Annotated in this window: 27 protein-coding genes and 1 tRNA gene; 8 read left to right on the top strand and 20 right to left on the bottom strand. The window is 71.4% G+C overall.

All coding sequences use genetic code 11. The features are described from left to right. Positions 1-292: 292 nt before the first annotated feature. Positions 293-1,510 (top strand): MFS transporter, encoded by a 1,218-nt coding sequence (locus ABD976_RS01870; RefSeq protein ID WP_345356023.1) that lies wholly within the window; start codon positions 293-295, stop codon positions 1,508-1,510. Positions 1,511-1,802: 292 nt separating this feature from the next. Further along, positions 1,803-2,291 carry a hypothetical protein gene (locus ABD976_RS01865; RefSeq protein WP_345356020.1) on the top strand — a complete coding sequence of 163 codons (489 nt, stop codon included), beginning with the start codon at positions 1,803-1,805 and terminating at the stop codon, positions 2,289-2,291. A gap of 190 nt (positions 2,292-2,481) precedes the next feature. Here ABD976_RS01865 and ABD976_RS01860 read toward each other — a convergent pair. The 6 genes from ABD976_RS01860 to ABD976_RS01835 form a co-directional block, all read right to left on the bottom strand. Further along, positions 2,482-2,558 (bottom strand) — tRNA-Leu (locus ABD976_RS01860). A gap of 102 nt (positions 2,559-2,660) precedes the next feature. Further along, positions 2,661-3,740, bottom strand: coding sequence for an ATP-grasp domain-containing protein (locus ABD976_RS01855; RefSeq protein ID WP_345356017.1), 1,080 nt, complete (start codon positions 3,738-3,740; stop codon positions 2,661-2,663). A 308-nt stretch (positions 3,741-4,048) separates the two neighbouring features. Then, positions 4,049-5,371, bottom strand: a complete 1,323-nt coding sequence (locus ABD976_RS01850) for an NAD(P)/FAD-dependent oxidoreductase (protein WP_345356014.1) — start codon at positions 5,369-5,371, stop codon at positions 4,049-4,051. A 278-nt stretch (positions 5,372-5,649) separates the two neighbouring features. Then, positions 5,650-6,240: a DUF4937 domain-containing protein gene (locus ABD976_RS01845; protein WP_345356011.1), complete on the bottom strand. Its 591-nt coding sequence runs from the start codon at positions 6,238-6,240 to the stop codon at positions 5,650-5,652. 65 nt (positions 6,241-6,305) lie between these two features. Continuing rightward, a complete protein-coding gene (locus ABD976_RS01840) occupies positions 6,306-6,731 on the bottom strand; it encodes a cytotoxic translational repressor of toxin-antitoxin stability system (protein ID WP_345356008.1) in 426 nt (141 codons plus the stop codon). After that, a complete protein-coding gene (locus tag ABD976_RS01835) occupies positions 6,728-7,144 on the bottom strand; it encodes a prevent-host-death protein (protein ID WP_345356005.1) in 417 nt (138 codons plus the stop codon). Before ABD976_RS01835 ends, ABD976_RS01840 begins: the two co-directional genes overlap by 4 nt. 110 nt (positions 7,145-7,254) lie before the next feature. On the opposite strand from ABD976_RS01835, the gene ABD976_RS01830 reads away from it, so the two are divergent. Then, positions 7,255-8,136, top strand: coding sequence for an ArsR/SmtB family transcription factor (locus ABD976_RS01830; RefSeq protein WP_486374959.1), 882 nt, complete (start codon positions 7,255-7,257; stop codon positions 8,134-8,136). 41 nt (positions 8,137-8,177) lie between these two features. Here ABD976_RS01830 and ABD976_RS01825 read toward each other — a convergent pair whose 3' ends face one another. From ABD976_RS01825 to ABD976_RS01815, 3 genes are all read right to left on the bottom strand, one after another. Next, positions 8,178-8,582: a type II toxin-antitoxin system VapC family toxin gene (locus tag ABD976_RS01825; protein ID WP_345355999.1), complete on the bottom strand. Its 405-nt coding sequence runs from the start codon at positions 8,580-8,582 to the stop codon at positions 8,178-8,180. Further along, entirely contained in the window at positions 8,579-8,863 is a 285-nt protein-coding gene (locus ABD976_RS01820) for a FitA-like ribbon-helix-helix domain-containing protein (RefSeq protein WP_345355996.1), read from the bottom strand. Before ABD976_RS01820 ends, ABD976_RS01825 begins: the two co-directional genes overlap by 4 nt. A 108-nt stretch (positions 8,864-8,971) precedes the next feature. Then, positions 8,972-9,736: a GNAT family N-acetyltransferase gene (locus ABD976_RS01815; RefSeq protein WP_345355993.1), complete on the bottom strand. Its 765-nt coding sequence runs from the start codon at positions 9,734-9,736 to the stop codon at positions 8,972-8,974. A 121-nt stretch (positions 9,737-9,857) separates the two neighbouring features. On the opposite strand from ABD976_RS01815, the gene ABD976_RS01810 reads away from it, so the two are divergent. Continuing rightward, positions 9,858-10,103, top strand: coding sequence for a FitA-like ribbon-helix-helix domain-containing protein (locus ABD976_RS01810; protein WP_345355991.1), 246 nt, complete (start codon positions 9,858-9,860; stop codon positions 10,101-10,103). A 53-nt stretch (positions 10,104-10,156) separates the two neighbouring features. Here ABD976_RS01810 and ABD976_RS01805 read toward each other — a convergent pair whose 3' ends face one another. From ABD976_RS01805 to ABD976_RS01795, 3 genes are all read right to left on the bottom strand, one after another. Then, complete coding sequence (locus ABD976_RS01805) at positions 10,157-10,456, bottom strand: HigA family addiction module antitoxin (protein WP_345355989.1); 300 nt, start codon at positions 10,454-10,456, stop codon at positions 10,157-10,159. An 11-nt stretch (positions 10,457-10,467) separates the two neighbouring features. Further along, a complete protein-coding gene (locus ABD976_RS01800) occupies positions 10,468-10,749 on the bottom strand; it encodes a type II toxin-antitoxin system RelE/ParE family toxin (protein ID WP_345355987.1) in 282 nt (93 codons plus the stop codon). Between the two features lie 74 nt (positions 10,750-10,823). Beyond that, complete coding sequence (locus ABD976_RS01795; protein ID WP_345355985.1) at positions 10,824-11,414, bottom strand: dihydrofolate reductase family protein; 591 nt, start codon at positions 11,412-11,414, stop codon at positions 10,824-10,826. Between the two features lie 169 nt (positions 11,415-11,583). Here ABD976_RS01795 and ABD976_RS01790 point away from each other — a divergent pair, with 169 nt between their 5' ends. Both ABD976_RS01790 and ABD976_RS01785 read left to right on the top strand, forming a co-directional pair. Then, positions 11,584-11,838: a FitA-like ribbon-helix-helix domain-containing protein gene (locus ABD976_RS01790; RefSeq protein WP_345355983.1), complete on the top strand. Its 255-nt coding sequence runs from the start codon at positions 11,584-11,586 to the stop codon at positions 11,836-11,838. After that, positions 11,838-12,239 carry a type II toxin-antitoxin system VapC family toxin gene (locus tag ABD976_RS01785; RefSeq protein ID WP_345355981.1) on the top strand — a complete coding sequence of 134 codons (402 nt, stop codon included), beginning with the start codon at positions 11,838-11,840 and terminating at the stop codon, positions 12,237-12,239. Before ABD976_RS01790 ends, ABD976_RS01785 begins: the two co-directional genes overlap by 1 nt. Before the next feature lie 19 nt (positions 12,240-12,258). Here ABD976_RS01785 and ABD976_RS01780 read toward each other — a convergent pair whose 3' ends face one another. From ABD976_RS01780 to ABD976_RS01765, 4 genes are all read right to left on the bottom strand, one after another. Then, entirely contained in the window at positions 12,259-13,044 is a 786-nt protein-coding gene (locus ABD976_RS01780; RefSeq protein ID WP_345355979.1) for an alpha/beta fold hydrolase, read from the bottom strand. Positions 13,045-13,191: 147 nt separating this feature from the next. Continuing rightward, positions 13,192-14,019 (bottom strand): hypothetical protein, encoded by an 828-nt coding sequence (locus ABD976_RS01775; RefSeq protein ID WP_345355977.1) that lies wholly within the window; start codon positions 14,017-14,019, stop codon positions 13,192-13,194. After that, positions 14,016-15,065, bottom strand: coding sequence for a hypothetical protein (locus ABD976_RS01770; protein WP_345355975.1), 1,050 nt, complete (start codon positions 15,063-15,065; stop codon positions 14,016-14,018). Before ABD976_RS01770 ends, ABD976_RS01775 begins: the two co-directional genes overlap by 4 nt. A gap of 126 nt (positions 15,066-15,191) precedes the next feature. Beyond that, on the bottom strand, positions 15,192-15,908 hold the full coding sequence (locus ABD976_RS01765) for a uracil-DNA glycosylase (RefSeq protein WP_345356477.1): 717 nt from the start codon (positions 15,906-15,908) through the stop codon (positions 15,192-15,194). A gap of 101 nt (positions 15,909-16,009) precedes the next feature. On the opposite strand from ABD976_RS01765, the gene ABD976_RS01760 reads away from it, so the two are divergent. Beyond that, complete coding sequence (locus ABD976_RS01760; RefSeq protein ID WP_345355973.1) at positions 16,010-17,494, top strand: S10 family peptidase; 1,485 nt, start codon at positions 16,010-16,012, stop codon at positions 17,492-17,494. A 43-nt stretch (positions 17,495-17,537) separates the two neighbouring features. On the opposite strand, the gene ABD976_RS01755 is transcribed toward ABD976_RS01760, so the two are convergent. After that, on the bottom strand, positions 17,538-18,467 hold the full coding sequence (locus tag ABD976_RS01755; RefSeq protein WP_345355971.1) for a DMT family transporter: 930 nt from the start codon (positions 18,465-18,467) through the stop codon (positions 17,538-17,540). Between the two features lie 79 nt (positions 18,468-18,546). Next, on the bottom strand, positions 18,547-18,702 hold the full coding sequence (locus ABD976_RS01750) for a hypothetical protein (RefSeq protein ID WP_345355969.1): 156 nt from the start codon (positions 18,700-18,702) through the stop codon (positions 18,547-18,549). Positions 18,703-19,007: 305 nt separating this feature from the next. On the opposite strand from ABD976_RS01750, the gene ABD976_RS01745 reads away from it, so the two are divergent. Next, positions 19,008-20,708 carry an amidohydrolase gene (locus ABD976_RS01745; RefSeq protein ID WP_345355966.1) on the top strand — a complete coding sequence of 567 codons (1,701 nt, stop codon included), beginning with the start codon at positions 19,008-19,010 and terminating at the stop codon, positions 20,706-20,708. Between the two features lie 75 nt (positions 20,709-20,783). On the opposite strand, the gene ABD976_RS01740 is transcribed toward ABD976_RS01745, so the two are convergent. Both ABD976_RS01740 and ABD976_RS01735 read right to left on the bottom strand, forming a co-directional pair. After that, positions 20,784-21,785 (bottom strand): ABC transporter ATP-binding protein, encoded by a 1,002-nt coding sequence (locus ABD976_RS01740; RefSeq protein ID WP_345355963.1) that lies wholly within the window; start codon positions 21,783-21,785, stop codon positions 20,784-20,786. After that, positions 21,778-22,788 carry an ABC transporter ATP-binding protein gene (locus tag ABD976_RS01735; protein ID WP_369774542.1) on the bottom strand — a complete coding sequence of 337 codons (1,011 nt, stop codon included), beginning with the start codon at positions 22,786-22,788 and terminating at the stop codon, positions 21,778-21,780. The genes ABD976_RS01740 and ABD976_RS01735 overlap by 8 nt, the downstream gene beginning before the upstream one ends. Positions 22,789-22,797 lie beyond the last annotated feature (9 nt).

The following is a 22,797-nucleotide window of genomic DNA, read 5'->3' as shown; positions in this document are numbered from 1 at the left end:
GCGCTGACCCGCAGTTCGCGCTGCGGGCGCAACACCTGCCGAGGCCGGGCACCCGCCGCGGCGTCGAGAGCAGCGCGCCGGGCCCAACTCGACGACCGCGCACCCGGGAAAATCGGCAAAACCACACCGTTCCCGCTAGTACCGATCGAACGATCTCCGGCCTGGTGCCGGACGCGCCCGGGTGGCACGGTGCGGTTCCGGCAACGCTCCGTCCTGACGCGGGCCACCTCCGGTGGTCGGCGCCCCGCGACGGCGCGCCGGTGGTCGTGCGAGTGCGCGGGAGGCTGCGCTGATGGTGGGGCTCGGCGGTCCCGAGGTGGGGATCCGCACTCCGGCGTTCCGCTTCCTGCTCGGGGCTTGGACCGTCTCGTCGGTCGGTGACGGGGTTCGGGCCGCCGCGCTGCCGCTGTTCACCGCGGTGAGCACGCGGGATCCGCTGGCCGTGTCGGCGGTCGCGGTGGCGACCGTGCTGCCGTGGTTGCTGATCGCCTTGCCCGCGGGAGCGATGGTCGACCGGTGGCGATCGCGGAACACCTTGATCTCCGCGCACGTCTTCCGCTGCGCGGTGACCCTGCTCCTCGCCGGTCTCGTCCACACCGGCGATGCCGGGGTGCCCGTGCTCCTGGGATGCGCGTTCCTGCTCAGCACCGCGGAGACCTTCGCCGACTCGGCCGGGCAGACGCTGCTCGTCTCGTCGGCCGGGCCGACGGACCTGGAGCGGGCCAACGGCCGATTCGTCAGCACGGAAACCGCCGGTGTGGAGATCGCAGGTCCGCTCGGCGCGGCGGCGCTGTTCGCCTGGCACCCGGCCCTGTGCTTCGCCGCCACCGCGCTGGCGCTCGGGATCGCCGCCTCCCTGGTGGCCGCGGTGCCGCGCCGGACCGAGCGGGCGCCCCAGCGCGGAACGGGTTCGCTGCGCGCCGAGGTGCTCGACGGAGTCCGCTTCCTGGTGCGCAATCCGCCGCTGCGCGCGGTCGTCGGGGTCGTGGGGCTGACCGCACTCCTGACCAGCGGTGTCAACGCGGTGGCGTTCCTGTACGCGATCGAGTCGTTGGGCCTGCCCGCGGCGTCGGTACCGACGCTGCTGGTGTGCACGGCGATCGGCACCCTGTCGGCCGTACCCGCCGCGTCGGCGTTGTCGCAGCGGCTGGGCAACGGCGCCGTGATGGTGGGAGCGCTGCTCGTCCTGGCGATCGGGATGGCGTTGCTCGGTGCCTTCGACGCCCCGGCGGCGGCGTGGGGCGCGTACTTCGTCATGGGACTGGGAGCCGGCGCGTGGAACGTGCTGTCCGCGGCCAACCGGCAACGCCTCACCCCACGACCGATGATGGGCCGGGTGACCAGCGCGCACCGGGTCCTCGCCTGGGGCCTGATGCCGCTGGGCGCCGGCATCGCCGGGCCGATCGCGGAGACGAGCTCGCTGCGCACCGTCATCCTCGGCGCCTCGGTGCTGACGGCGGCGATCGCCCTCGCAGCGACCCCACGCCTCCTCCGCCTCAACCGCGCGTAGCCGTCGAAGGCGACCGCATGGAGTCCGCCCGGAACGGGCGTGTCGCCGCGGCGACGTCGTTCGGCGCTCTGGAGCGGTGTCGGGTTGCCCGGGTCCGGGCGATCGGGGTTCAACGGCTCCTGCGGAGCTGCCAGCGCGTGCGGCGGTGATCGGTGGCGGTGCGCCGACCGGACCGCCGGGCGCCCGGAAAGCGCCGGTCGCCGGAATCGGTGGCCGTGCCGGGCCTACCTGCGATTGGGTGAACTTCAACGGGGGGAGTTGCTTTTCCGCACAGCCGAAGGAGACGCCCAACGTGTGCCAGTTCCCCGGTGACCCGGAACGGTCCCGGATCGCCGACCAGCTGCTCGACCTCGCGACCAGGCTCGGGATGAGCGAGCCCCAGGAGTACCGCGTCCGCCGCGCCGCCGCCCCGAAGGATCCGCACGTGCACCGCATGCCGCCGGCCCCTGGCTCCGCGGTGTTCACCGGACCCGTCTACGGCCCCGTCACCGTCGGTGGCGGGCACGCGCCGGAGGATCCGCTGGCCGGGCAGGTCGCCGCCGCGCTGCACCAGGTCTTGGCCCGGCTCCCCGAAGCCGGCTTGGAGGCCGATGCCGACCGGGCGGTCCGCGAGGAGGCCCGAGCCGCGCTGGAGACGACCCGGCGCGAACCCGGGCAGCGCAGGCGGCTCCGCACCGCGGTGTCCCGGGTTTGCCAGGCGCTGGTCACCGGCGCGGCTTCGGGCACCGCGAACCCCGTGGTCGCCGAGCTCACCCACCAGTTGCTGAACCTGCCCTACTGACCGCGGCGAGGTCCCCGCGGGTCAGGTCCTGCGGGGGCCTCGGGCACGGCGGTCGATGGCCCGCGAGCCGCCAGCCACCCGCGTCCGCTCGACATGCCAGGTCCAGGGGGTCGATCGGATCGCCCGGCGACGGGCCGCGATCCGGTTCCGAGGGCCACGCCGCCGTCCCGGGCGATCGCCTGGGGTCCGCTGGTGCCCCCGGTCGGACTCGAACCGACACTCTGACGAGTTTAAGTCGTCTGCCTCTGCCAATTGGGCTACGGGGGCTGATGATCGTCGCGGTGGGTGGTCACCGCAGGTTCGACGCACTGACTCTGCGCTCGGTTCCCCGGATCGGGAAACCCCCGAACAGAGCAACGCCGCGGTCGGTCACCACCCGGTCGTGGCGGTCGCCGCGGCGAAGCGCTCCCGCACCGAGCGGTGCACCGCGTCGCTCACCTCGGTGCCGCCTGCGCGCTCCTCGAACCACCGCCAGTCGCAGTTGACGTTGACTTCGAGGAAGTACCAGTCATCCGCGACGCGGAGTAAGTCGAAGGCGGCGACGTGCAGCCGCCAGTGCCTGCGCAGCGCCCGGAGCTTCGCGGCGAGCGCGTCGGGGACCTCGACCGGCTCCACGGTCACCGCCTCGGGGTCGACCCAGAGCTGCGCCGGGTCGAGCTTGCGCACCCGGTAGGCGATGAGCCGGTCGTCGACGGCGAACACCCGCAGCTCGTGATCGGCGTCGAGGTGCTCCTGCACCAGCACCGGGGCGGGCTCGCGGCCCGCACCGCTGCGCCGGACGTCCAGCGGGCGCGGGAACAGCCCGCGCAGCGCACCCGGGCGCGGCTCCAGCAGGTGCCGTCCCGCGGTCTTGACCACGCACCGGCCGCCGCCGGGGCGGGACCGGCCGGGCATCGTGGTGACCACGCTGCGGGGCACCGGCAGGCCGAACGCCCGGGCGTCCCGGAGCTGCGTCATCCGGTCCAGCCCGCGCGCCGGGTTGATGTGCTCCCAGTCCGCGCGCGAGGTCAGCCAGCCGGACACCGCCGCCCACTGCTCGCGGACGTAGGAGCCGTGCGCGGTGGTCGGGTCGACCGGCAGCGCGGTGAGGTCGAAGTGCCGCTCCCACACCAGGACCGGGCGCAGCAACCAGCGACCGAGCTCCAGCAGCGGGGCGTCGTGGTAGACGGTGAGCGCGAGGTCCAAGCAGCGGTCCGCGTCGATGCGCACCATCCGCACGTCGTGCTCGGCCAGCGCCAGGGACAGCGCGTTCATCTCCATGTCGGCCGCGCGGGCCAGCACCAGGACGCAGGGCACCGGATCACCGGGCGCGTCGGCGACGAGGTCGGCGGCGAACATCCGCTCCTGGAAGTCCAGGCCGGTGGTGGCGGACCGGTAGGCGTAGTCCTGGCCCTGCAGCAGCAGCGGCACCGGTCCCACCGCGGATCCCGCGCTGCCGGCCGCGGCCATCCTCAGTCGTCCTTCTTGTGCACGTGGCGGGCGGCTTCCCCGTAGTCGGCGGCGAAGTCGGCGAGCGGTCCGTCCACGACCTCTCCGCTGCGGAGCAGTGCGACCAGCTCCTTCAACGTCAAGGGTTCCACCACTCCCCCACGCACGACTACACCTTCCGAGTGATCACCAAGAACAGTCTTCGTTCACCCACTACGGAATGTCAAGAATAGCGGCCCGCGATGTCGCCTGCATGGAGCATCGCGGAAACCGTTCGGACAAGAAGGCCGCGTGCCCACCGGGCACGCGGCTTCGTTGCGCAGCGCGGGTCAGCTCGCGGCGGCCCGTTCGAAGGCGTCGCGCGGGTTGTGGATCTGCCCCATCGACACCGCCTCCCGCTTGAACAGGAACGCCAGCGTCCAGTCGATGACGATGCGCATCTTGCGGTTGAAGGTGGGCATCCGGCTCACGTGGTAGCCGCGGTGCATGAACCAGGCGACGAAACCCTTCGCCTTGAACCCGTAGACGTCGGCGACGCCCTTGTACAGGCCCATCCCGGCGACCGAGCCGGCGTAGGCGTGCCGGTACTCCTTGGTCTGCTTGCCGCGGAGCGTGGCGAGCAGGTTCTTGGCGAGCTGGTCGGCCTGGCGCACCGCGTGCTGCGCCGACGGGGCGCAGGTGGCGGTGGGGTCGTCCTCGGCCTTGGACAGGTCCGGGACCGCGGCGCAGTCACCGGCCGCCCACACCTGCGGCAGCCCTTCCACCTGGAGGTGCGCGGTGGACCGGACCCGGCCGCGCTCGTCGAGCGGCAGGTCGCTGCTCTTGAGCACCGGGTTGGCCTTGACGCCCGCGTTCCACACCAGGGTGTCGGAGTCGAACTCGGTGCCGTCGGAGAGCACGGCGTGCCCGTTCTCCACCGACTTCAGGAAGGTGTTGAGGTACACCTTGATGCCGCGCTCTTCCAGCGCCTTGACGACGTAGACGCCCATCTTCTCGCTGACCTCGGGCATCACCCGGCCGGCCGCTTCGACGAGCACCCAGGACATGTCGTCCGGGCTGATGTTGTCGTAGTAGCGCGTGGAGTAGCGGGCCATGTCCTCCAGCTCGGCCAACGCCTCGACACCGGCGAAGCCGCCGCCGACGAAGGTGAACGTCAGCAGCCGCTTGCGCAGCTCCTCGTCGTTGGTGTTGGCCGCGGCGTCCATCTTGGCCAGCACGTGGTTGCGCAGGTAGATGGCCTCGCCGACGGTCTTGAGCCCGATGCCCTGGTCAGCCAGGCCGGGGATCGGCAGCAGCCGCGACACCGAGCCGAGGGCGACGACCAGCGCGTCGTACTCCAGCGTCTCGGCCCCGGTCTGCGGGTGCTCGACCGTGACGGTCTTGTCGCTATGATTGATCTCCGTGACGGCAGCGGTGATCACATGGCACCGCTTCAACACTCGTCGCAGTGGCGCTACCACGTGGCGCGGTTCGATCGAACCCGCTGCCGCTTCCGGGAGGAAGGGCTGGTAGGTCATGTGCGGCTGAGGATCGACGACCGTGACGGAGGCTTCACGGCGACCCAGCTTCTTCTGGAGCTGCAGTGCCGTGTACATGCCGACGTAACCGCCGCCGAGGATGAGAATCCGCGTGGGATCGGATTTACCAGCCATGACTTCATGGTCGCACCACCGACCGAGCGCGCGCTGCGGCGACCCCCCTTAATGTGACGCCAGTCGCGGGTGGCGTCGATCACGGTCGACGCGGTGTGCGCGGTCGAACGCACTGCGTACGCGTCGCGCACGGCGGCCCGTGGCGAATGACGGCTGGACGGCGTCGCCGATGATGTCGCCGACGGTGTCACGGGTGGCTGGTGCCGCCACACTATCGAATAGCGTCAAGTCGCGCCCGTCCCAGTTGCGATCTTCGTTGTGACCTCGACCTCCGCCGATCACGACCGGGGTGGCGCGACCTCCCAGCCCGGTTCGACGTCGACCAGGTCGGCCTCCTCCTCGGCCGGGTCGTCGCCCGCCTGCCCGAGCAACACCGGGAAGCGTTCCGCGCGGTAGCGGGCGTGCGCGAGCGCGGAGCTCCACCGGGTCAGCACCAGGAACTCGGCAGGGCGCCGCGCGACGACACCACCGAGCAGTCCCGGCGCCACCGCGGTGCCCGGCACCCACACCGCATCCAGCACCGCCGCGGCGCGTTCGGCCCGCTCCGGCACCACCCGGCGGTGCCGCAGGTGCGCCGCACCGGCACCGGAGGTGTCCGGCAGCGGGCTCCCGATGTCGGCGCGCCGCTCGAACAGCAGGAGCCGGCCGCGTTCCTGCCCGGCGGCGAACACCTCGCGGAAGCCCGCCGAGAACCGGTCGTGCGCGAGCCGGTCGGCCCAGAAGGAGAAGACGTGCGCGGTACCGCGACCGCTCCACCCGCCGAACCGGCCGAGGAAGCCCGGCAGGTCCCGCAGCCCGCCCCAGGACCGCTGGCCGTGGTCGAACCCCGCCCGATCGGCGACCGCGCAGCGCTCCCACTCCACCAGCACCGGATCACGGTAGCGAGCCCGGACCCGCGACCCGGATTTCGGCTTCCGCTGCGCGGAACGCGCTCTCAGCCGCCTCCGGTCCAGTAGCGCTGCATCCGAGCGGCCGCTTCGTCCTTGGTCATGCCGGCCACCTCGGCCTCGTCGAGACCGACCCGGGAGATCAGCAGGTGCACGAGGTCGGCGGGCACCGCGGTCCTCGGCGGTGCGGGCACCCCGCGGTCCGGCACGACACCGTCCCGCACGCAGGCCCAGAACTCACCCTCCTCGACGTGGAGCTGATCGCGCAGGACGTGGCGCCACATGCTCGGGCCGTACCCGCTCCGATCCACCGGGTGCGAGATGCGGGCGCGCAAGGTCCGCCCGTCCGGGAGGGCGAGCTCGTAGGTGACGTGGTGCGTCCCCGTTCGCCCGCGCGCGTCGCGCACCCGACGCCACTGCTCGACCCGGCAGAAGGTCTCGTGGTCCCGGCGCGTCGGCTGCGGCCACGTCATCGCACCGACCCGACGAGCCAGTCCGCGAGCTGATCGTCATCGCTGAGGCCGATCAACTGGACCAGCCCCCAGTGCTCGCGGTGGTTCGGCGCGTCCAGCAGGCGCTCCTGCCAGTCCTCGGCGTACTCGCGCAGGGCTTGCACCATCTCGGTGATCGCCTCGGAGAAGGTCGCTCCGTCGGCCGCCACCGGCAGACCGGGGATGAACACGGACCAGCCGCCCTCCTCCGGAACCGCCTGCGCGCGCGACGGCACCAGCGATCCGAGGAAGTACCGCAACCGCTCCACATCGACCACGGCCGTCCGTGCCGAGTCGCGGCGGACCGTCGCGACCTGTCCCCGCTCGGCGGCGTCCAGCAGGTCCTTCAGGTGCGCCCGTGCGTCGGTGTAGCTGTCGAAGTGAACGGCGGACATCGCGGACCCCCTCGATCGTCGCCTCCAGTGTGCGCAGGTCGAGGAAGTACGTCAAGTACGTCACGTACTCGACGGGGCACCGCGGGAAGGCGGTGGGCGCGGCGATTGACATGCACCCTCGCGGCTGCCTATCGTTTCATGCAGCCGCACGGCTGCATAACCCGATCGTCAGCGTAGGGACCATGGAGGAGGTCTTCAGGGCGTTGGCCGACCCGAACCGGCGTCGGCTGCTCGACAGTCTCAACTCCCGCAACGGGCAGAGCTTGCGCGAACTGTGCGCGGGCCTGGACATGGCCCGGCAGTCGGTCAGCAAGCACCTCGCGGTGCTGGAGGAGGCCAACCTGGTCACCACGGTCCGCCGTGGCCGGGAGAAGCTGCACTACCTCAACGCCGTGCCGATCCACGCGATCGCCGATCGCTGGATGCAGCAGTACGACCGGCGGCGGGCGGAGGCGCTCGCCGACCTCAGACGAGCATTGGAGTCGGCACCGATGGGCGCCCCCGCTTACGTGTACACCACCTTCATCAAGACCACCCCGGAGCAGCTGTGGCAGGCCCTCACCGACCCGGCGTTCACCCGCCGGTACTGGGGCGTCACCTTCGAGACCGACTGGCGCCCGGGGTCGCCGATGACCTGGGAGGAAGGCGGAAGCCGCACCGTCGACCCGGAGCAGGTCGTGCTGGCGGCCGAGCCGCACCGCCTGCTCTCCTACACCTGGCACACGCCGACGCCGGAGTGGGCCGCCTCCGTCGGGATCGACGAGGAGCTCCTCGCCACGCTCGCCGCCGAGAGCCGGTCCAAGGTCACCTTCGAGATCGAACCGCTGGGCGAGATGGTCAAGCTCACCGTGACCCACGACGACTTCCCCGAGGGCAGCACCATGCGGCAGATGGTCAGCACCGGCTGGCCGCACCTGCTCTCCGACCTGAAGACCCTGCTGGAGACCGGCGACACGCTGCCGCTGCTCCCGGAGGAGCCGTGGCGGAGCTGACCCGCGCGACGGTCGGGCGGGGTCGCGGGACCGTCCGACCGTCAGGCCCCGGGAGAAACGAGCTCCACCCGGCAATGGTTCGTCGCCGCCCGCGCGAGCCGCGCGTCGGAGGTCACGAGCGGGATGCCGCGCGCCTCCGCGAGCGCCACGTAGGCGGCGTCGTACCCGCTGATCCCGGCGCGGAGCTGCCACATCCGGGCTAGCAGCTCGTCGAGCGGGACGTGCTCGACGCCGAGCAGCGGGAGGCGTTCGACCGCTCGGACGGCTTGCTCCTGCTTGATCTTGCTGCCGAGCGCGAGCCCGCGGACGACCGAGAACACCTCCGCCTTCCAGTGCTCCGGGGCGGCCCACTCGACATCCCTGCCCAGCACCGCCCTCGCCCGGCGCCCGCGCTCGTCCGCGTAGAGCGACACGTTCGCCAGCACCGAAGCGTCGACGACGATCACGCCACGCCACCCGCTCCGAACCGTCCGGCGCCACCACCCGGATCATCGGGCCGCGCTTGCTCCAGGAGCGCCGCGGCGTCCGGTGCATCGGCGTCGGCGCCACCACCCTCCGCGAGATCGCTTTCGATCTCGGAGAGGAGCTGCCGGTTGCGGCTGAACGCCGCCTGCCGCCGCAAGACGCCCAGCAGGAAGGCCTGCAGGGACTGCCCGCGCTCGCGCGCGTCCCGCGCGAGCGCGTCCTTGACGTCATCCGGCACGTCCCGAATCGTCAACACCGCCATGACTGCATTTTGCAGTCAAACTGAATGCACGGTCAAGTCGCGTTCCCTCGCCTCGCGGAAGGCGGTCGGCGCGAGCGGTCCGCCGTCCGAGCGACCGGCCTGCGCACCTCAGCCCCGGCTCGTCCTGGGCGCGGGGTGGACCCGGTAGTGGTAGCGGGAGAAGTCCGCGAAACCGACGCGCTCGTAGAGGGCCCGAGCGGCGGCGTTGTCGGCGACGACCTGCAACCAGGTGTGCCGCGCTCCCCGATCGGCGGCGCCCACGAGCAACGCGCGGAGCACCTCCGTCGCGTGGCCACGACGACGGGCATCGGCGCGGACCGCCATGCAGTAGACGCCCGCCCACCGGCCCACCAGCGAGACGCGACCCACGGCAGCGGGCCCGGCCGCGTCGCGCCGCAACGCGTACAACGCGGGCCCACCGCCGAGGATGTCCCGGGCGACTGCCCGGGCATCGGCACCACCGCGACCGTCCACCGCCCACCACAAGCCCATCCAGTCGGGACCTGGCGCGTCGTGGACGTCGACAGGCCCGCGGGCAGGCGGCAACCGGCGCAGCACGTCCTCGACCGCGGCGACCCGGACCTCCGTGTCGCCGCGCAGTTCGTAACCCCGGTCGGCCAGGACCTGATCGAGTTCCGCGGGCCGCGCGGCCGGACTGATCTGGAAGCAGGGCGGCAGGCCCTCGTCCTGGTACAGCTCCTCCACCCTGGTGATCGCGGCCGCCAGGTCGGCCGGAGCGGAGACCGGGAGGACGGAGTTCGCCCGCTGGGTCACCCCGCTGGACCGCCGGACGAGCCACCCGTCGACGGCCACCTCGGACCGGGCCCGCCAGCTCCGGTTCATGCAGTCGTCGAGTTCGCGCGCGGAGATCACCGGCAGAGGGTTACCACATCGCGCCGACCCGCCGCGCAGCATCGCCGGGTCGGCTGGCCGGTGGAGGTGGCACGGTGCCGCTCACGTGCCAGCATCGCTGCCACGCACCTGCGCGGGGGTCATGTCGAGCTTGACGATTCGCGGGCTGGACGACGAGACGCACGCGCGGCTCCGCATCCAGGCGGCGCAGCACGGGCGCTCCATGGAGGCCGAGGTCCGGGAGATCCTGCGAGCCGCGGTAGCGCCGCAGCCGCCCAGCGGCGGCCTGGGCAGTCGCCTCCGCGCCCGGTCCGCGGGCCTCGGCGAACCCGAGCTCGGACTCCCCGCCCGCGGCGATCGTCCCCGTGCAGCGGAATTCGACACGTGATCGGTCCCGTTCAACGTCGATCGCCGGACCCCGGGGTGGTGGCGTGGGCGACGTCAGGCCGAGAGCGGCTGGATGCGAGCCAGCGTGGCCGCCAGGCGGTCCTTCTCCCGCTCCAGGTCGTATCGGGACTGCAGGTTGAGCCAGAACCGTTCGGACGTGCCGAAGAAGCGCGCCAGCCGCAATGCGGTGTCAGCCGAGATCCCGCGCTTGCCGTGCACGATCTCGTTGATGCGACGAGGCGGGACCCCGATCGCGACGGCCAGCCGGTGCTGGGTGACACCGAGCGGTTCGAGGTATTCCTCGGCCAGGACCTCCCCCGGGTGAACCGGAGGCATGACGAACTCGTCAGACATCCTCGTTCCCTTCAGTGGTGGTCCACGATCTCGACGTTCTCCGGACCGGCCGGCGTCCACTCGAAGCAGAGGCGCCACTGCTGGTTGATCCGGATGCTGTACTGACCGGCCCGATCTCCACCCAGCTTCTCCAGCCGATTGCCCGGAGGAAGCCGCAAGTCCTCCACGGTCTCCGCCGCATCGAGGATGGCCAGCTTGCGCAGCGCGACCCGCTGGACGTTCGGGTCGAGGACCCGCGAACGACGGCGGTGCCACACGCGCTCGGCTTCCTTGTCGGCGAAGGATCGCAGCATGAGTTTAACGTAGCACGTTAATAACGGCAAGCGTTATGCCGTCGGCGCTGGTTGACGCGTGCGGTTGCGCGTGCTCAGCCGTGCAGGGTGGGCCGGTAGGTGAGCTCTTGGATCCCGCCATCGAAGGTGCGGCTTTCGAGCAGCTCGAGATCGAAATCGGCCGCGTCGGAGAAGAGCGGGTGCGCTCCGGTCCGACCGGTGATCACGGGGAAGATCGTCAGCTGGACGCGGTCGACCAGGCCGGCGGCCAGCAGCGCCCGGTTCATCGACACGCTGCCGTGCGAGCGCAACGGCACCTCGGACTCCTCCTTGAGCCGGGCGACGACGTCCACCGCGTCGCCCCGCACCAACGTCGCATCGTGCCAGTCCAGAGGTTCTCGCAGCGTGGTCGACACCACGGTCGTCGGCAGACCCAACATCCGGGTGACCCAGGGGTCGCCCACCTTGTCGGCCTCCGGGCTCGCGCCCAGCAGCTGCACGAACCGCACGAACAACCGGTAGGTGTTGGCGCCGAACACCATCCGCTGCTCCTCGCCGCACAGCGCGAGGCGGTGGTCGAGGAGCTCGGCGGATTGCTTGTCCCAGTAGCCGCCCCAGGTGCCGGGTTTCGGAGCGCCGAAGCCGTCAACGGTGGAGAACAGGTCGGCGGTGAAGGTGGCGGTCATGACGTTCTCTTCTCCTTCTCCTCAGGGGGCGAGTTGTGGACCCCCGCGGAGCGGGGAACTCATCGCCCTGAGCTCGCCCGGCCGATCCCGGTGAGCCGCCTGGTGCTGGTTGACGCGCGCGGAGCGGTCCGCTGGTGATCACCATCCGACGCATGTAAAATGCATTCACATGGTCGCCTTGCAGATTCGCGACGTGCCCGAAGAAGTGCGGGACACGTTGGTCGACAGAGCGCGCGCACGAGGGCAGTCACTCCAGGCGTACTTGTTGTCGCTGGTCGAGGCCGAAGCCCGGCGGTCGGAGAACCACGCCGTCCTGTCCCGGTTCGCCGGGCGCTCCGACGGGAGCAGGGTCGTGGCGGGCAGCACGGCCGATGAGCTCAGGGCTCTCCGGGAAGGGCGCGATCAGGAACTCGGGGACCGCTAGTGCTGGTGGTGGACGCCTCGGTGCTGGCCGACGCCTTGCTCGACGACGGCCCAGCGGGAGACCGGGCCCGTGCCGGACTTGCCGCCGATGACCGATGGGCCGCGCCCGACCACATCTTCGTCGAGGTCATGTCCGTGGTCCGCGGTCGGCTGCTGGGCCGGAAGATCGCGCTCGAACGAGCCGAAGACGCCGTAGCCGCCTTGGTCGACGTGGCGGTGGACAAGATCGACCCCGCGCGACTCGTTCCCCGGATCTGGGAGCTGCGGGGCAACGTGTCGGCGTACGACGCTGCCTACGTGGCGGCAGCGGAGATGTTGGGATGCCCGCTGTTGACGGGGGATCGCAGGCTGGCACGCGTGCGCGGGGTCCGCTGCGAGGTCCGGCCGATCTTCGACGCGTAGCGCAGCATCGCCGACGGGTTCACCGGACCGCGGCGCTGATCTCCGCGGCGAGGCCCTCGGGTCCCTCGACGTGCGCGAGGTGACCCTGGTCGACCAGGCGAACGACCTTCGCGCGGGGCATCGCCGCCGCCACGGAGTCGAACACCGTGCCGTAAGGGGGGACGCCCTCATTGCGGTCACCGAGGATGAGCGTGATCGCGACGTCGAGGGCGGCGTACCTCTCGAAGCCGGGCTCGTGATCGTTGATCACCGCGAGCTCCTCGGCCGCGGCGGCGGCCAGCGGGCGGAGCACGGCCCACAGCTCCGAGGCGCGGAGCTCGGCGACCTCGGCCGCGGGCACCCGGGCGATGTCCACGTTCACGATCTCCAGCGCCGCGTCGAGGTCCCCGCGGCGCACGGCTTCCCGCATCGGCGCCATGGATTCGGGGCCGAACGGACGGACGACGGGTTCGTAGAGCACCAGGGCGCGCACATCGGTACGTTCCGTGGCCGCTTCCTGCGCGATGAGACCGCCGTAGCTGTGCCCGAACAGCACGACGGGTTCACCGAGCGAGTCGAGCACGTGGTGGAGATCGTCGATCTCGGTGCGCAGCGAGTACCCGTCGCCGAAGGGACCGCTCGGCGCGCGACCGCGGCGGTTGACCACGACCACCGGATTGGGCAGCTCGATCGCGTCGACCACCTGCTGCCAGGCGTCGGCGTCGGCGAGGGCGCCGTGCACCAACACCAGCGGCGTGCCCTCCCCGGGGCGTGTCCTGGCGACCAGCTCGATGCCGTCGGGGCGGTCGAAGCGCAGCTCGTTCATGGGGTTCCCTCCGGCGATCGGCTCTGCCCCAGGCCAACCCGCCTCGGCGCGGGAGTATTCCGCCACGACGGCTCGTCACCCGTCCGCCAGCTCCTTCGCGCGTTCCAGGACGCCGCGCAGCATCGCCGGGGTGAAGCCTGCCGCGCATCAGCGCTGATCGTCGCAGGCTTGCAGGAGTTCTTCGACGAGCAGCACCGTCGACTCGATCGTGACGTCAGGATCTTCGGTTCCAGTCACGGCGCTGGCAGCAAGAGTCGCTATCGGGCCATCGGCTCGAGCACCGTGTTCGCGGAGCGCTACGAGCGCGGAACGCGTCACTTCACCCGCCACATCGTCCATCGCGAGCAGATGCAGACGCCGTGCGACTTCTCCCATGTCGATGACGCGAAGTAGGCGCAACACGTCCAAACCATCCTTCGGCTGAAGACGTCGCGAATCGTGGTCGGCACGTCGTTCCTCGATCTTGATGGTCTTCGCCACGAGGAGAGCAGCAGGACCAGCGACACGCAGCCGCGCACGACGGCTGTCGCCGGGCGAGAACGATTGAATCTCCCGCGTTTCGTTGTCGACGAGGGCTGGTTCGAGGCCGAGCGTTCTCCGGGCCACCCACTTTCCGTGCACCGGCAAGCGGGCACCTCTGCTGCGCCTTGGACCGCTGACGGCCGCCGGCACCATGAGGTCGATGGCGACGGCACCCTGCCCGCGCCACGTTCCAGGGTTGGTCCCGCTCACGAAACCAGCGAGGCGCAACGCTTCTTCGAGCAGCGGTTCGTCGGCAAGGCGATCCGGCGCGAGCGCGACATCCGCATCGGTCGTCGTCGGCGCGGTCACCATGTCCGCGTCACCGGTGTGCGAGTACACGGCTTGGGCACCCACGAGCACCATCGCGTCGAGATGTGCCCGCAGGGCTGTCAAAGCATCGAGCAACACCGATCGTGCGACGACGTACTCGTGCGGAATCGTCAGATCGGTCACGCGGCCCACCTCGGGTCCTGCTCCGCCATGAGATCCATCAACTGCTCGGCTTCCTCCGTTGACCGCCCCGGGCCGGTCAACAGATCTGCGACCGCTTGCGGCGCGGCCGCATACCTGATGCCGCCCTCGACGAACGCTCCCTTCGTGAGCACATCGTCGAATGGCCGCACGAGCAGGACATTCGCCCCACGACTCGGCGTTCTCAGACCGATGTCCCGCGCGATCCGCCTTGGCCGTTCGGCATAGATGACCAGGGTGGTCAACGGGGCGACCGGCAGGACGTCGGCAGGTAGGCAGGCACGTGCGGCGGCGGAACCGGTCACGAGGTACTGATCGTCACCGGACCTCAGCCGGTCGAGAGCATGATCCAAGCCCCGTGGATCCATCATCGGTTCAACGTCGTTCGAGCTCGTGAGCCCGTAGTCGGCTGTCCACCGGTACGTGAGAGGCCGCCTTCTCACCTCGGCGATCAACTTTCCGGTACTGCGTTCAACCAGTCCCTCCCTGTCCAGGAGATCCACGACTCGGGCGCTGGTCGCGGCACCGACCTCGGCTCGCATCGCCAAGTCCCGCACCCCGACGGGCAGCTCGATCTCCAACAGGCTGCGCACGACCCGAGCAGCTCCGGGACCGCGCAGGGACTTCAGCCGACGGTCCGCCGGGTTCGAGAACGGGTTGCGGTCAGCTCCGTAGCGCCGGATGAGCACGCTCGGCCGGTCCAAGGCCAACATCATGTTGCCCGTCCGGTCGAACCACCCGATTCCTGCCTGGGCAAGATGGTCACGGGTCAACGGAGAAACGAACGGGGCGGCGAGAACGATCGCATCCGCGGAGGCGGCGGACCTGATGTGCCGCATTCGCCCAAGCGAAGCCAGCACGGCTCGCGGCTCGGCTGAGGACTTGACCTCGGCGACCACGGTCGCGCGACCGCCATCCGGAGCATCGATCCGGAACACGGCGTCGAACCGAAGATCGCCGCGCCTCGCCTCGGGCTCGATCGTCAGGCCCCATGCCCGGGGAAGGGCCTGGCTGATCGCCTGCTCCAACTCCTCGAGCAGCTCACGCCCGGACGTTCCAGAGAATCTAGCGTTCCGCGACACGCGGAACAAACTATTTTGCGGAACATCCGGTCGCAAGCTCCAGCGCCCGAAGGAGTGCTGGGGTGAACCTGATCAAGCGACGTCCGCCAGCTCCTTCGCGCGTTCCAGGACGCCGCGCAGCATCGCCGGGGTGAGCCTGCCGGTGAAGGTGTTCTGCTGGCTGACGTGGTAGCAGCCGAGCAGGTGCAGGTCCGCGCCGCCGTCCTCGGCGGGCAGCGGGACGTGCGCCTCGTGCCCGAACTTCGGCCGGGGCCGGGGGACGTCCCACACCGAGGCCGCCAGCACCGGCAGCAGCGCCTGCCAGCCGAAGGCGCCGAGCACGACGATCGTCCGCAGGGTGGGCCGCATGAGGTCCAGCTCGGCGGTGAGCCAGTGGCGGCAGGTGTCGCGCTCGGCCGGCGTGGGCTTGTTCTGCGGCGGGGCGCAGCGGACCGGGGCGGTGATCCGCACGTCGCGCAGCTCCAGGTCGTCGCCGATGTGCTCGGCGACCGGGCTGGTGGCCAGCCCGACGTCGTGGAGCGCGCGGTAGAGGACCTCGCCGGAGCGGTCACCGGTGAACATCCGGCCGGTGCGGTTGGCGCCGTGCGCGGCGGGGGCCAGCCCGACGATCGCGATCCGGGCGTCGACCGGGCCGAACCCGGGCACCGGTCTCCCCCAGTACTCCTGGTCGCGGAAGGCGGCGCGCTTGGTGCGGGCCACCTCCTCCCGCCACCGGACCAGGCGGGGGCAGGCCGTGCAGCGCACCACCACCTCGTCGAGGTCGGCGATCGAGGACTGCTCCGGGGCGATCGCCGCGGGATCGCTGACCGGGTCGTGCACCAATCGGGAAACCTCATCGCTCACCCCTCCAACCTGGCAGAGATCCACCGGGGCGGCAGTACTGTGTGGCCATGGCAGCCAGTGCAGACAAGACCGAAGAGGCCCAGCAGGAGTCGTCCGCCGCACCGGCCGAGCCGGTGGACGACTTCGTCAGCACCCACCACACGATCGCCGCCCGCGGTGGCGAGCTCTCCTACACCGCGACCACCGGCCGGATCGTGCTGCGCGAGGAGGTCTACACCGACGGCAAGTTCGAGGGCCACAAGCCCACCGCCGAGGTGTTCCTGACCTCCTACGTCGCCGACGGCGAATCGGGCGGCCGACCGGTCACCTTCGCCTTCAACGGCGGGCCGGGGTCGGCGAGCGTCTGGCTGCACCTGGGCGTGCTGGGACCGCGGCGGGTGGTCTCCGGCGACGCGGGCGACCTCGCCGCGCCGCCGTACGGCGTGGTGGACAACGCCGAGACGCTGCTGGAGCACAGCGACCTGGTGTTCATCGACCCGGTCTCCACCGGCTACTCCCGCGCGGTCGAGGGCGGCACGCCCGGTGAGTTCCACGGGTTCCAGGGCGACGTCGAGTCCGTCGCCGAGGTGATCCGGTTGTGGACCACCCGCAACGGGCGCTGGCTGTCGCCGAAGTACCTGGCCGGGGAGTCCTACGGCACGCTGCGGGCGGCGGCGCTGGCCGAGCACCTGCAGGGCCGGTACGGGCTCTACCTCAACGGGCTGCTGCTGATCTCCTCGGTGCTGGACCTGGGCACGGTGTTCTTCAGCGAGGGCAACGACGTCCCGTACGCGATGTACCTGCCGACCTACGCCGCCATCGCGCACCACCACGGCAAGCACGGCGACCGGCCGCTGCGCGAGGTGCTGGACGAGGCCGAGGAGTTCGCCTCCGACGACTACCCGCGCGCGCTGGCGCGCGGCGCCCGGCTCAGCTCCGCGGAGCGCGCCGAGGTGGTGCGCCGCACCGCCGCGCTGACCGGCCTGTCCGAGGACTACGTGGACCGGGCGGACCTGCGCATCGAGCACCTCCGGTACTTCACCGAGCTGCTGCGCGACCAGCGCCGCACGGTGGGCCGGATGGACGGCCGGTTCCTCGGCTGGGAGCCGGACGCGGTCGGCGAGAAGTTCACCGACGACCCCAGCATCTCCGGCATCCGGGGCGCCTACTCCAGCGCGATCAACCACTACCTGCGCGAGGAGCTGGACTACGCCAGCGACCTGCCCTACGAGCTGCTGACCAGCCGGGTGCACCCGTGGTCGTACAAGGAGTTCGAGGGCACCCGGGTCTCGGCGGTGGGCAGGCTCAGCGCCGCGATGCGCACCAACCCGCACCTGCGGATCCACGTCGGGTGCGGCTACACCGACGGCGCCACGCCGTACTTCGCCGCCGAGCACGTGCTGTCCCAGCTCCGGATCCCGGAGCAGCTCCGGGACAACATCGACGTCCGGTACTACGACGCCGGGCACATGATGTACGTCCACGAGCCGTCCCGGCTCGCCCAGTCCGCCGACCTCGCGGAGTTCATCACCGGCACCCGGCCGACGTACTGACCGCGGCGGGCGGAACCCCCGCGCGGGTTCCGCCCGTCCGCGCCTAGCGGGCCGCCGGCTCGGCGGCGGAGCGCGGGGTCAGGCGGCCGTGCGCCGCCACGATCCCGAGGACCACCAGCGCCGCGCCGACCGGCTGGTTCCAGACCAGCGGCTCACCGAGGAGCACCACGCCCAGCAGCACACCGACGACCGGGGTCAGGTAGGTGACCGCCGCACCGTTGGCCGCGCCCCACGCCGTCACGACGGCGGTGTTCCAGACGTAGGCCATGCCGGTGCCGAACGCGCCCAGCGCGACCATGCTCAGGACCACGGGAGCGCTGAGCCGGTCGACCGGCTGGTCCGCCACCCACGGCGCCGCGAGCACCATGATCAGCGCCCCGGTGAGCACCTGGACGAACGCGACGCTGGTCGCGGGGATCCCGCGGCCGGTGACGAAGCGGCGCAGGTAGGCGAACGCGAGGCCGTAGCACGCGGTGGCCCCCACGCACGCCGCCTGGGCGAGCAGGTCGTGCTGCGCGCCCAGCCCGCGCCACGGGCCGATGATCACGACCACGCCCGCGAAACCGAGGCACAGGCCGGTGAACCGGTCCCGGGTGATCCGCTCGCCGGCCACCACCAGCGCGGCGAAGGCCATCGCGAACAGCGGTGTGCCCGCGTTGTACATGCTGGCCAGGCCCGAGGGGATGTCCTGCTCCGCCCAGGCGAACAGCGTGAAGGGCACGACGCACAGCAGCACCGAGACGACCGCGAGGTGACCCCAGATCCGCGGGTCGCGCGGCAGCGGCCGGCGGGTGATCGCCACCAGCACGCCGAGGGCCAGCGCGCCGAACACCATCCGCGCCAGCGTCACCTGGGTGGGCGAGAGCTCGCGCAGCCCGACCTTGATGAACAGGAAGCTCGATCCCCACGCCAGCGCCAGCAGCGCGAACTGCGCCACGACCGTGGCCTGCGCCTTGCTCGATCCGGTACCCACGGCAGTCCATTCAACGCCGCGGGCGGGGCCGCGGGCCAGCGAATTCCGGACCTCGTAGCGCGCCGCCGGCGGGCCGCCGCTAGTCGCCGCTGCGCTGGATCGGCAGCACGTTGCGCAGTTCCGCCCAAGCCGCCTCGATGAGCAGCCGGGACGTGGTCGGGCCCTCCTCGAACCAGCCCGCGGGCTGGTCGGTGGTGGGCGCCTCGTTCGAGCAGTCCTGGACGTGATCGGCCATGTCCGTCTCCTGGGTGACCGCGGCGCAGGCACCGGGCCTGCGCGGGATGTACGACCGGATGGGCGCCGGGGACTGCCCGTGCCACCGGCACCGCGGGTGCCTTGCATACCACGGTCCGGCCCGCCTGTACAGCGCCGGACCGGCCGCACCGGTGACGCCGTTTTCGCGGGATGTCACTGTACCGCAACCTGTTTCGCGATCCGGGGGGTCGGCTCACGACCGGCGCGTCCATTCGGGTTCACCTTCTTGACCCGTTCCGGACAGCCGCCGAAGGCTGATCGTGATCACCAGGTTGGGAGGCCGACGTGTGCGATCTGCACCACAGCGACCACGAACGCACCGCCCCGGACAGCGGGCTGAACCGGCGCCAGGTCATGCAGCTGCTGGCCGCGGCGGGCGTCACCACCGGCATGGCGGCGGGAGCGGGCACGGCGGCGGCCGAGCCGGAACCCGGCGCACCGCGCACCGGCCTGGCCAAGGACACCCCGGCCAAGCGCGCCGCGCTGTCCTGGATCGACCGCCACGCCGGCGAGGTCACCGGGCTCAACGACGAGATCTGGGAGCACGCCGAGCTCTCCCTGCGGGAGTGGAACTCCGCGCTGGCCGAGGCGGAGTTCCTGCGGCGCGCCGGGTTCGAGATCGAGTGGGGCACCGCAGGCTTCCCCACCGCGTTCACCGCGACGTTCCGCAACGGGCGCGGTCCGGCGCTGGGCTTCAGCGGGGAGTACGACGCGCTGCCCGGCCTCTCCCAGCGCGCCGGTGCGGGCACCCACGATCCGCTGGTCTACCACCACGATCCGTTCGCGCCGTCCTACGGCACCGGGCACGGCTGCGGGCACTGCGCGCTCGGCGCCGCCGCCGCGGGGGCGGCCGCGGCCACCGCCGAGGGCATGCGCAGGCACCGCATCGGCGGCACGGTCAAGTTCTTCGGCTCCACCGCCGAGGAACTGATGATCGGCAAGGCGTACGCGGTGCGCGCCGGCGCGTACGACGGGCTCGACGCGTTCCTCGACTGGCATCCCGCGGCCACCACCGCGACCGGCTGGGGGACCACCAGCGCGATGAACGCGGTGACCTTCACCTTCCTCGGCGTCGCCGGGCACGGCGGGGACCCGCTGGGCAACAAGAGCGCCCTGGACGGCGCCGTCATGCTCGCCACCATGACCGAGTTCCTCCGCGAGGAGCGGCTGGCCCCCTCGGGACGGCTGAACTACGTGATCAACCAGGGCGGGGACGCCGCGAACGTCACCCCGGAGATCGCGCAGATCTCCTTCTACGTCCGGGAGGGCAGCCCGGAGCGGGTGCGGGCGCTGCTGGACTCGGTCATCCGCTGCGCTGAGGCCGCCGCCCAGGCCAGCGGCACCACCGTGCGGCACCGGGTCACCGCGTCGGTGTGGCACAAGCTGCCCTCGCGCTCGGCGGCCGAGCTGCTGCACGAGAACATGGTCCAGCTCGGCCCGCCCCGGTTCACCGACGCCGACCAGCGCTTCGCCAAGCAGGTGCAGTCCTCGCTCGGCCTGCCCGAGGTGGGCATGTTCTCCGAGATCGCCGAGCTGGTGCCGCCGAACCCGGTGTTCCTCGGCGGCGGTTCGACCGACGTCGCCGACATCAGCTGGCAGGTGCCCACGGTCAGCCTCGGCACCGCGGTCGCCCCGATCGGCGCCAAGACGCACAACTGGGCGTTCACCGCCGCCGCCGGATCGGGCACCGGGCACGCGGCGCTGCTGGCCACGGCCCGCTACCTGTCGGCCACCGCGATCGACCTGCTCACCCAGCCGGAACGGCTGCGGGAGCTCCGGGCGGAGTTCGCCCAGCGCACCGAGGGCACCGAGTGGCGCAGCCTGCTGCCCGACGACTACGAACCGCCGATGTACGAGCCGCCGGAGTGGTTCCTGCGCCGCACCGGCCAGAGCTGGCCGCCGGACAACATCACCTGGCCGCCGGAACGGGTGGTCTCGAAGGAGGAGTTCGCCTCCCTCGGCCCCGACCTCCCCCCGGTCGAGTGACGAATGCGGGGCACCTCCATCCGGCGTGGTCGGATGAAGGTGCCCCGCACCAGGCGACGGGCCGGCGCCCGGGCATCACGACACGAGGTGCGGGCGTTCCTCCGCGAAGTGGCAGGCCGCCGGGTGCTCGCCGTGCCGGATCTCCAGCTCCGGCGCCTGTTCGGCGCAGATGTCCTGCGCCTTCCAGCAGCGGGTGCGGAACCGGCAGCCCGAGGGCGGGTTCGCCGGGCTCGGCACGTCGCCGGTGAGCCGGATGATGTCGCGCTGGCCGCGCAGGGTCGGGTCCGGGACCGGCACCGAGGACAGCAGCGCCTGGGTGTACGGGTGCTGCGGGCGCTCGTAGATCTGCTCGTCGGTGCCGACCTCCACCATCTTGCCGAGGTACATCACCGCCACCCGGTCGGACAGGTGCCGCACCACGCCCAGGTCGTGCGCGATGAAGACGTACGACAGCCCGAACTCCTGCTGCAACTCGCCCAGCAGGTTCATCACCTGCGCCTGGATCGACACGTCGAGCGCGGAGACCGGCTCGTCGCAGACGATCACCTTGGGCTTGAGCGCCAGCGCGCGGGCGATGCCGATGCGCTGCCGCTGCCCGCCGGAGAACTGGTGCGGGTAGCGCTGGATGTGCTCGGGGTTGAGCCCGACGACCTCCAGCAGCTCCTGCACCTTGCGCCGCCGCTCGCCCTTGGGCGCCACCTCGGGGTGGATCTCGAACGGCTCGCCGACGATGTCGCCGACGGTGCGCCGCGGGTTCAGCGAGGTGTACGGGTCCTGGAGCACGATCTGCATGTCGCGCCGCAGCTTGCGCAGCTCGGCGCCGCGCAGCCCGAACATGTCCCGGCCCTCGAAGGTGGCGCTGCCGCTGGTCGGCTTCTCCAGCCGCATCAGCACCTGCGCCAGCGTCGACTTGCCGCAGCCGGATTCGCCGACCACGCCGAGGGTTTCGCCCTTGTGCAGGTCGAACGAGACGCCGTCGACGGCGCGGACCTGCCCGATGGTGCGGCGGAACAGCACGCCCTGGGTCACCGGGAAGTGCTTGACGAGGTCCCGCACCTGGAGGATCGGCTCAGCCACGGGTCATCAGCTCCTCGGCGAAGTGGCACGCGCTGGCCCGGCCGAGACCGAGCTGGTGGTAGCCCGGCACCTCCTCGCGGCAGCGCTGTTCGGCACGCGGGCACCGGGGGTGGAACGGGCACCCCGGCGGGATCGCCATCAGGTTCGGCGGCAACCCCTTGATGGTCTCCAGCTCCTGCCCCTTGAGGTCCAGCCGTGGGATGGACCGCATCAGGCCCTCGGTGTAGGGGTGGCCGGGCTGCTGGTAGAGCGCGTAGGCGTCGGCGGCCTCCACGATCCGACCGGCGTACATCACCACGATCCGGTCGGCGACCTCGGCGACCACCCCGAGGTCGTGGGTGATGAGGATCAGGCCCATGCCGCGGTCCCGGCGCAGCTCGTCGAGCAGGTCCATGATCTGGGCCTGCACGGTGACGTCGAGCGCGGTGGTCGGCTCGTCGGCGATGAGCAGCTCCGGGTCCAGCGCCAGCGACATCGCGATCATGGCGCGCTGCCGCATCCCGCCGGAGAACTGGTGCGGGAACTCCTTCACGCGCTGCTTGGCGTTCGGGATCTTGACCTGGTCGAGCAGCTCCACGGCGCGCTTCGTGGCGTCCTTGCGGGACATCCCGCGCCGGGTCCGGAGCTGCTCGGCGATCTGGAACCCGACGGTGTAGACCGGGTTCAGCGCCGAGAGGGCGTCCTGGAAGATCATCGACATCGAGTCGCCGCGCAGCTCGCGCCGCCGGTCGGCGGAGGCGGTGAGCAGGTCCTCGCCCTGGTAGCGGATCGTGCCGCCGGTGATGAAGCCGGGCGGCATGTCCAGGATGCCCATCACGGTCTGGGCCGTGACGCTCTTGCCGGAGCCGGATTCGCCCAGCACCGCGAGGGTCTCCCCGGCGTCGACGTGGTAGCTCACCCCGTTGAGGACCTTGGCCACGCCGTCCCGGGTGCGGAACTCCACGTGCAGGTCCTCGACCTCGAGCAGCCGCTCCGCCGCGCCCTTGTCGTCCACAGTAGACAAAGCGGTTCC

Origin of the sequence: Saccharopolyspora cebuensis (assembly GCF_039542665.1) — a bacterium.
Lineage (GTDB): Bacteria > Actinomycetota > Actinomycetes > Mycobacteriales > Pseudonocardiaceae > Saccharopolyspora > Saccharopolyspora cebuensis.
The sequence above is the reverse complement of the archived record's forward strand: the minus strand, read 5'-3'. Positions and strand labels throughout refer to the sequence as shown.

Coding starts and splice junctions, on each gene's coding strand:
- ABD976_RS01870 (WP_345356023.1), top strand. CDS start 293: ATGGTGGGGCTCGGCGGTCCCGAGGTGGGGATCCGCACTCCGGCGTTC.
- ABD976_RS01855 (WP_345356017.1), bottom strand. CDS start 3,740: ATGGCCGCGGCCGGCAGCGCGGGATCCGCGGTGGGACCGGTGCCGCTG.
- ABD976_RS01850 (WP_345356014.1), bottom strand. CDS start 5,371: ATGGCTGGTAAATCCGATCCCACGCGGATTCTCATCCTCGGCGGCGGT.
- ABD976_RS01840 (WP_345356008.1), bottom strand. CDS start 6,731: ATGACGTGGCCGCAGCCGACGCGCCGGGACCACGAGACCTTCTGCCGG.
- ABD976_RS01835 (WP_345356005.1), bottom strand. CDS start 7,144: ATGTCCGCCGTTCACTTCGACAGCTACACCGACGCACGGGCGCACCTG.
- ABD976_RS01830 (WP_486374959.1), top strand. CDS start 7,255: ATGCACCCTCGCGGCTGCCTATCGTTTCATGCAGCCGCACGGCTGCAT.
- ABD976_RS01820 (WP_345355996.1), bottom strand. CDS start 8,863: ATGGCGGTGTTGACGATTCGGGACGTGCCGGATGACGTCAAGGACGCG.
- ABD976_RS01810 (WP_345355991.1), top strand. CDS start 9,858: ATGTCGAGCTTGACGATTCGCGGGCTGGACGACGAGACGCACGCGCGG.
- ABD976_RS01805 (WP_345355989.1), bottom strand. CDS start 10,456: ATGTCTGACGAGTTCGTCATGCCTCCGGTTCACCCGGGGGAGGTCCTG.
- ABD976_RS01800 (WP_345355987.1), bottom strand. CDS start 10,749: ATGCTGCGATCCTTCGCCGACAAGGAAGCCGAGCGCGTGTGGCACCGC.
- ABD976_RS01795 (WP_345355985.1), bottom strand. CDS start 11,414: ATGACCGCCACCTTCACCGCCGACCTGTTCTCCACCGTTGACGGCTTC.
- ABD976_RS01790 (WP_345355983.1), top strand. CDS start 11,584: ATGGTCGCCTTGCAGATTCGCGACGTGCCCGAAGAAGTGCGGGACACG.
- ABD976_RS01780 (WP_345355979.1), bottom strand. CDS start 13,044: ATGAACGAGCTGCGCTTCGACCGCCCCGACGGCATCGAGCTGGTCGCC.
- ABD976_RS01760 (WP_345355973.1), top strand. CDS start 16,010: ATGGCAGCCAGTGCAGACAAGACCGAAGAGGCCCAGCAGGAGTCGTCC.
- ABD976_RS01750 (WP_345355969.1), bottom strand. CDS start 18,702: ATGGCCGATCACGTCCAGGACTGCTCGAACGAGGCGCCCACCACCGAC.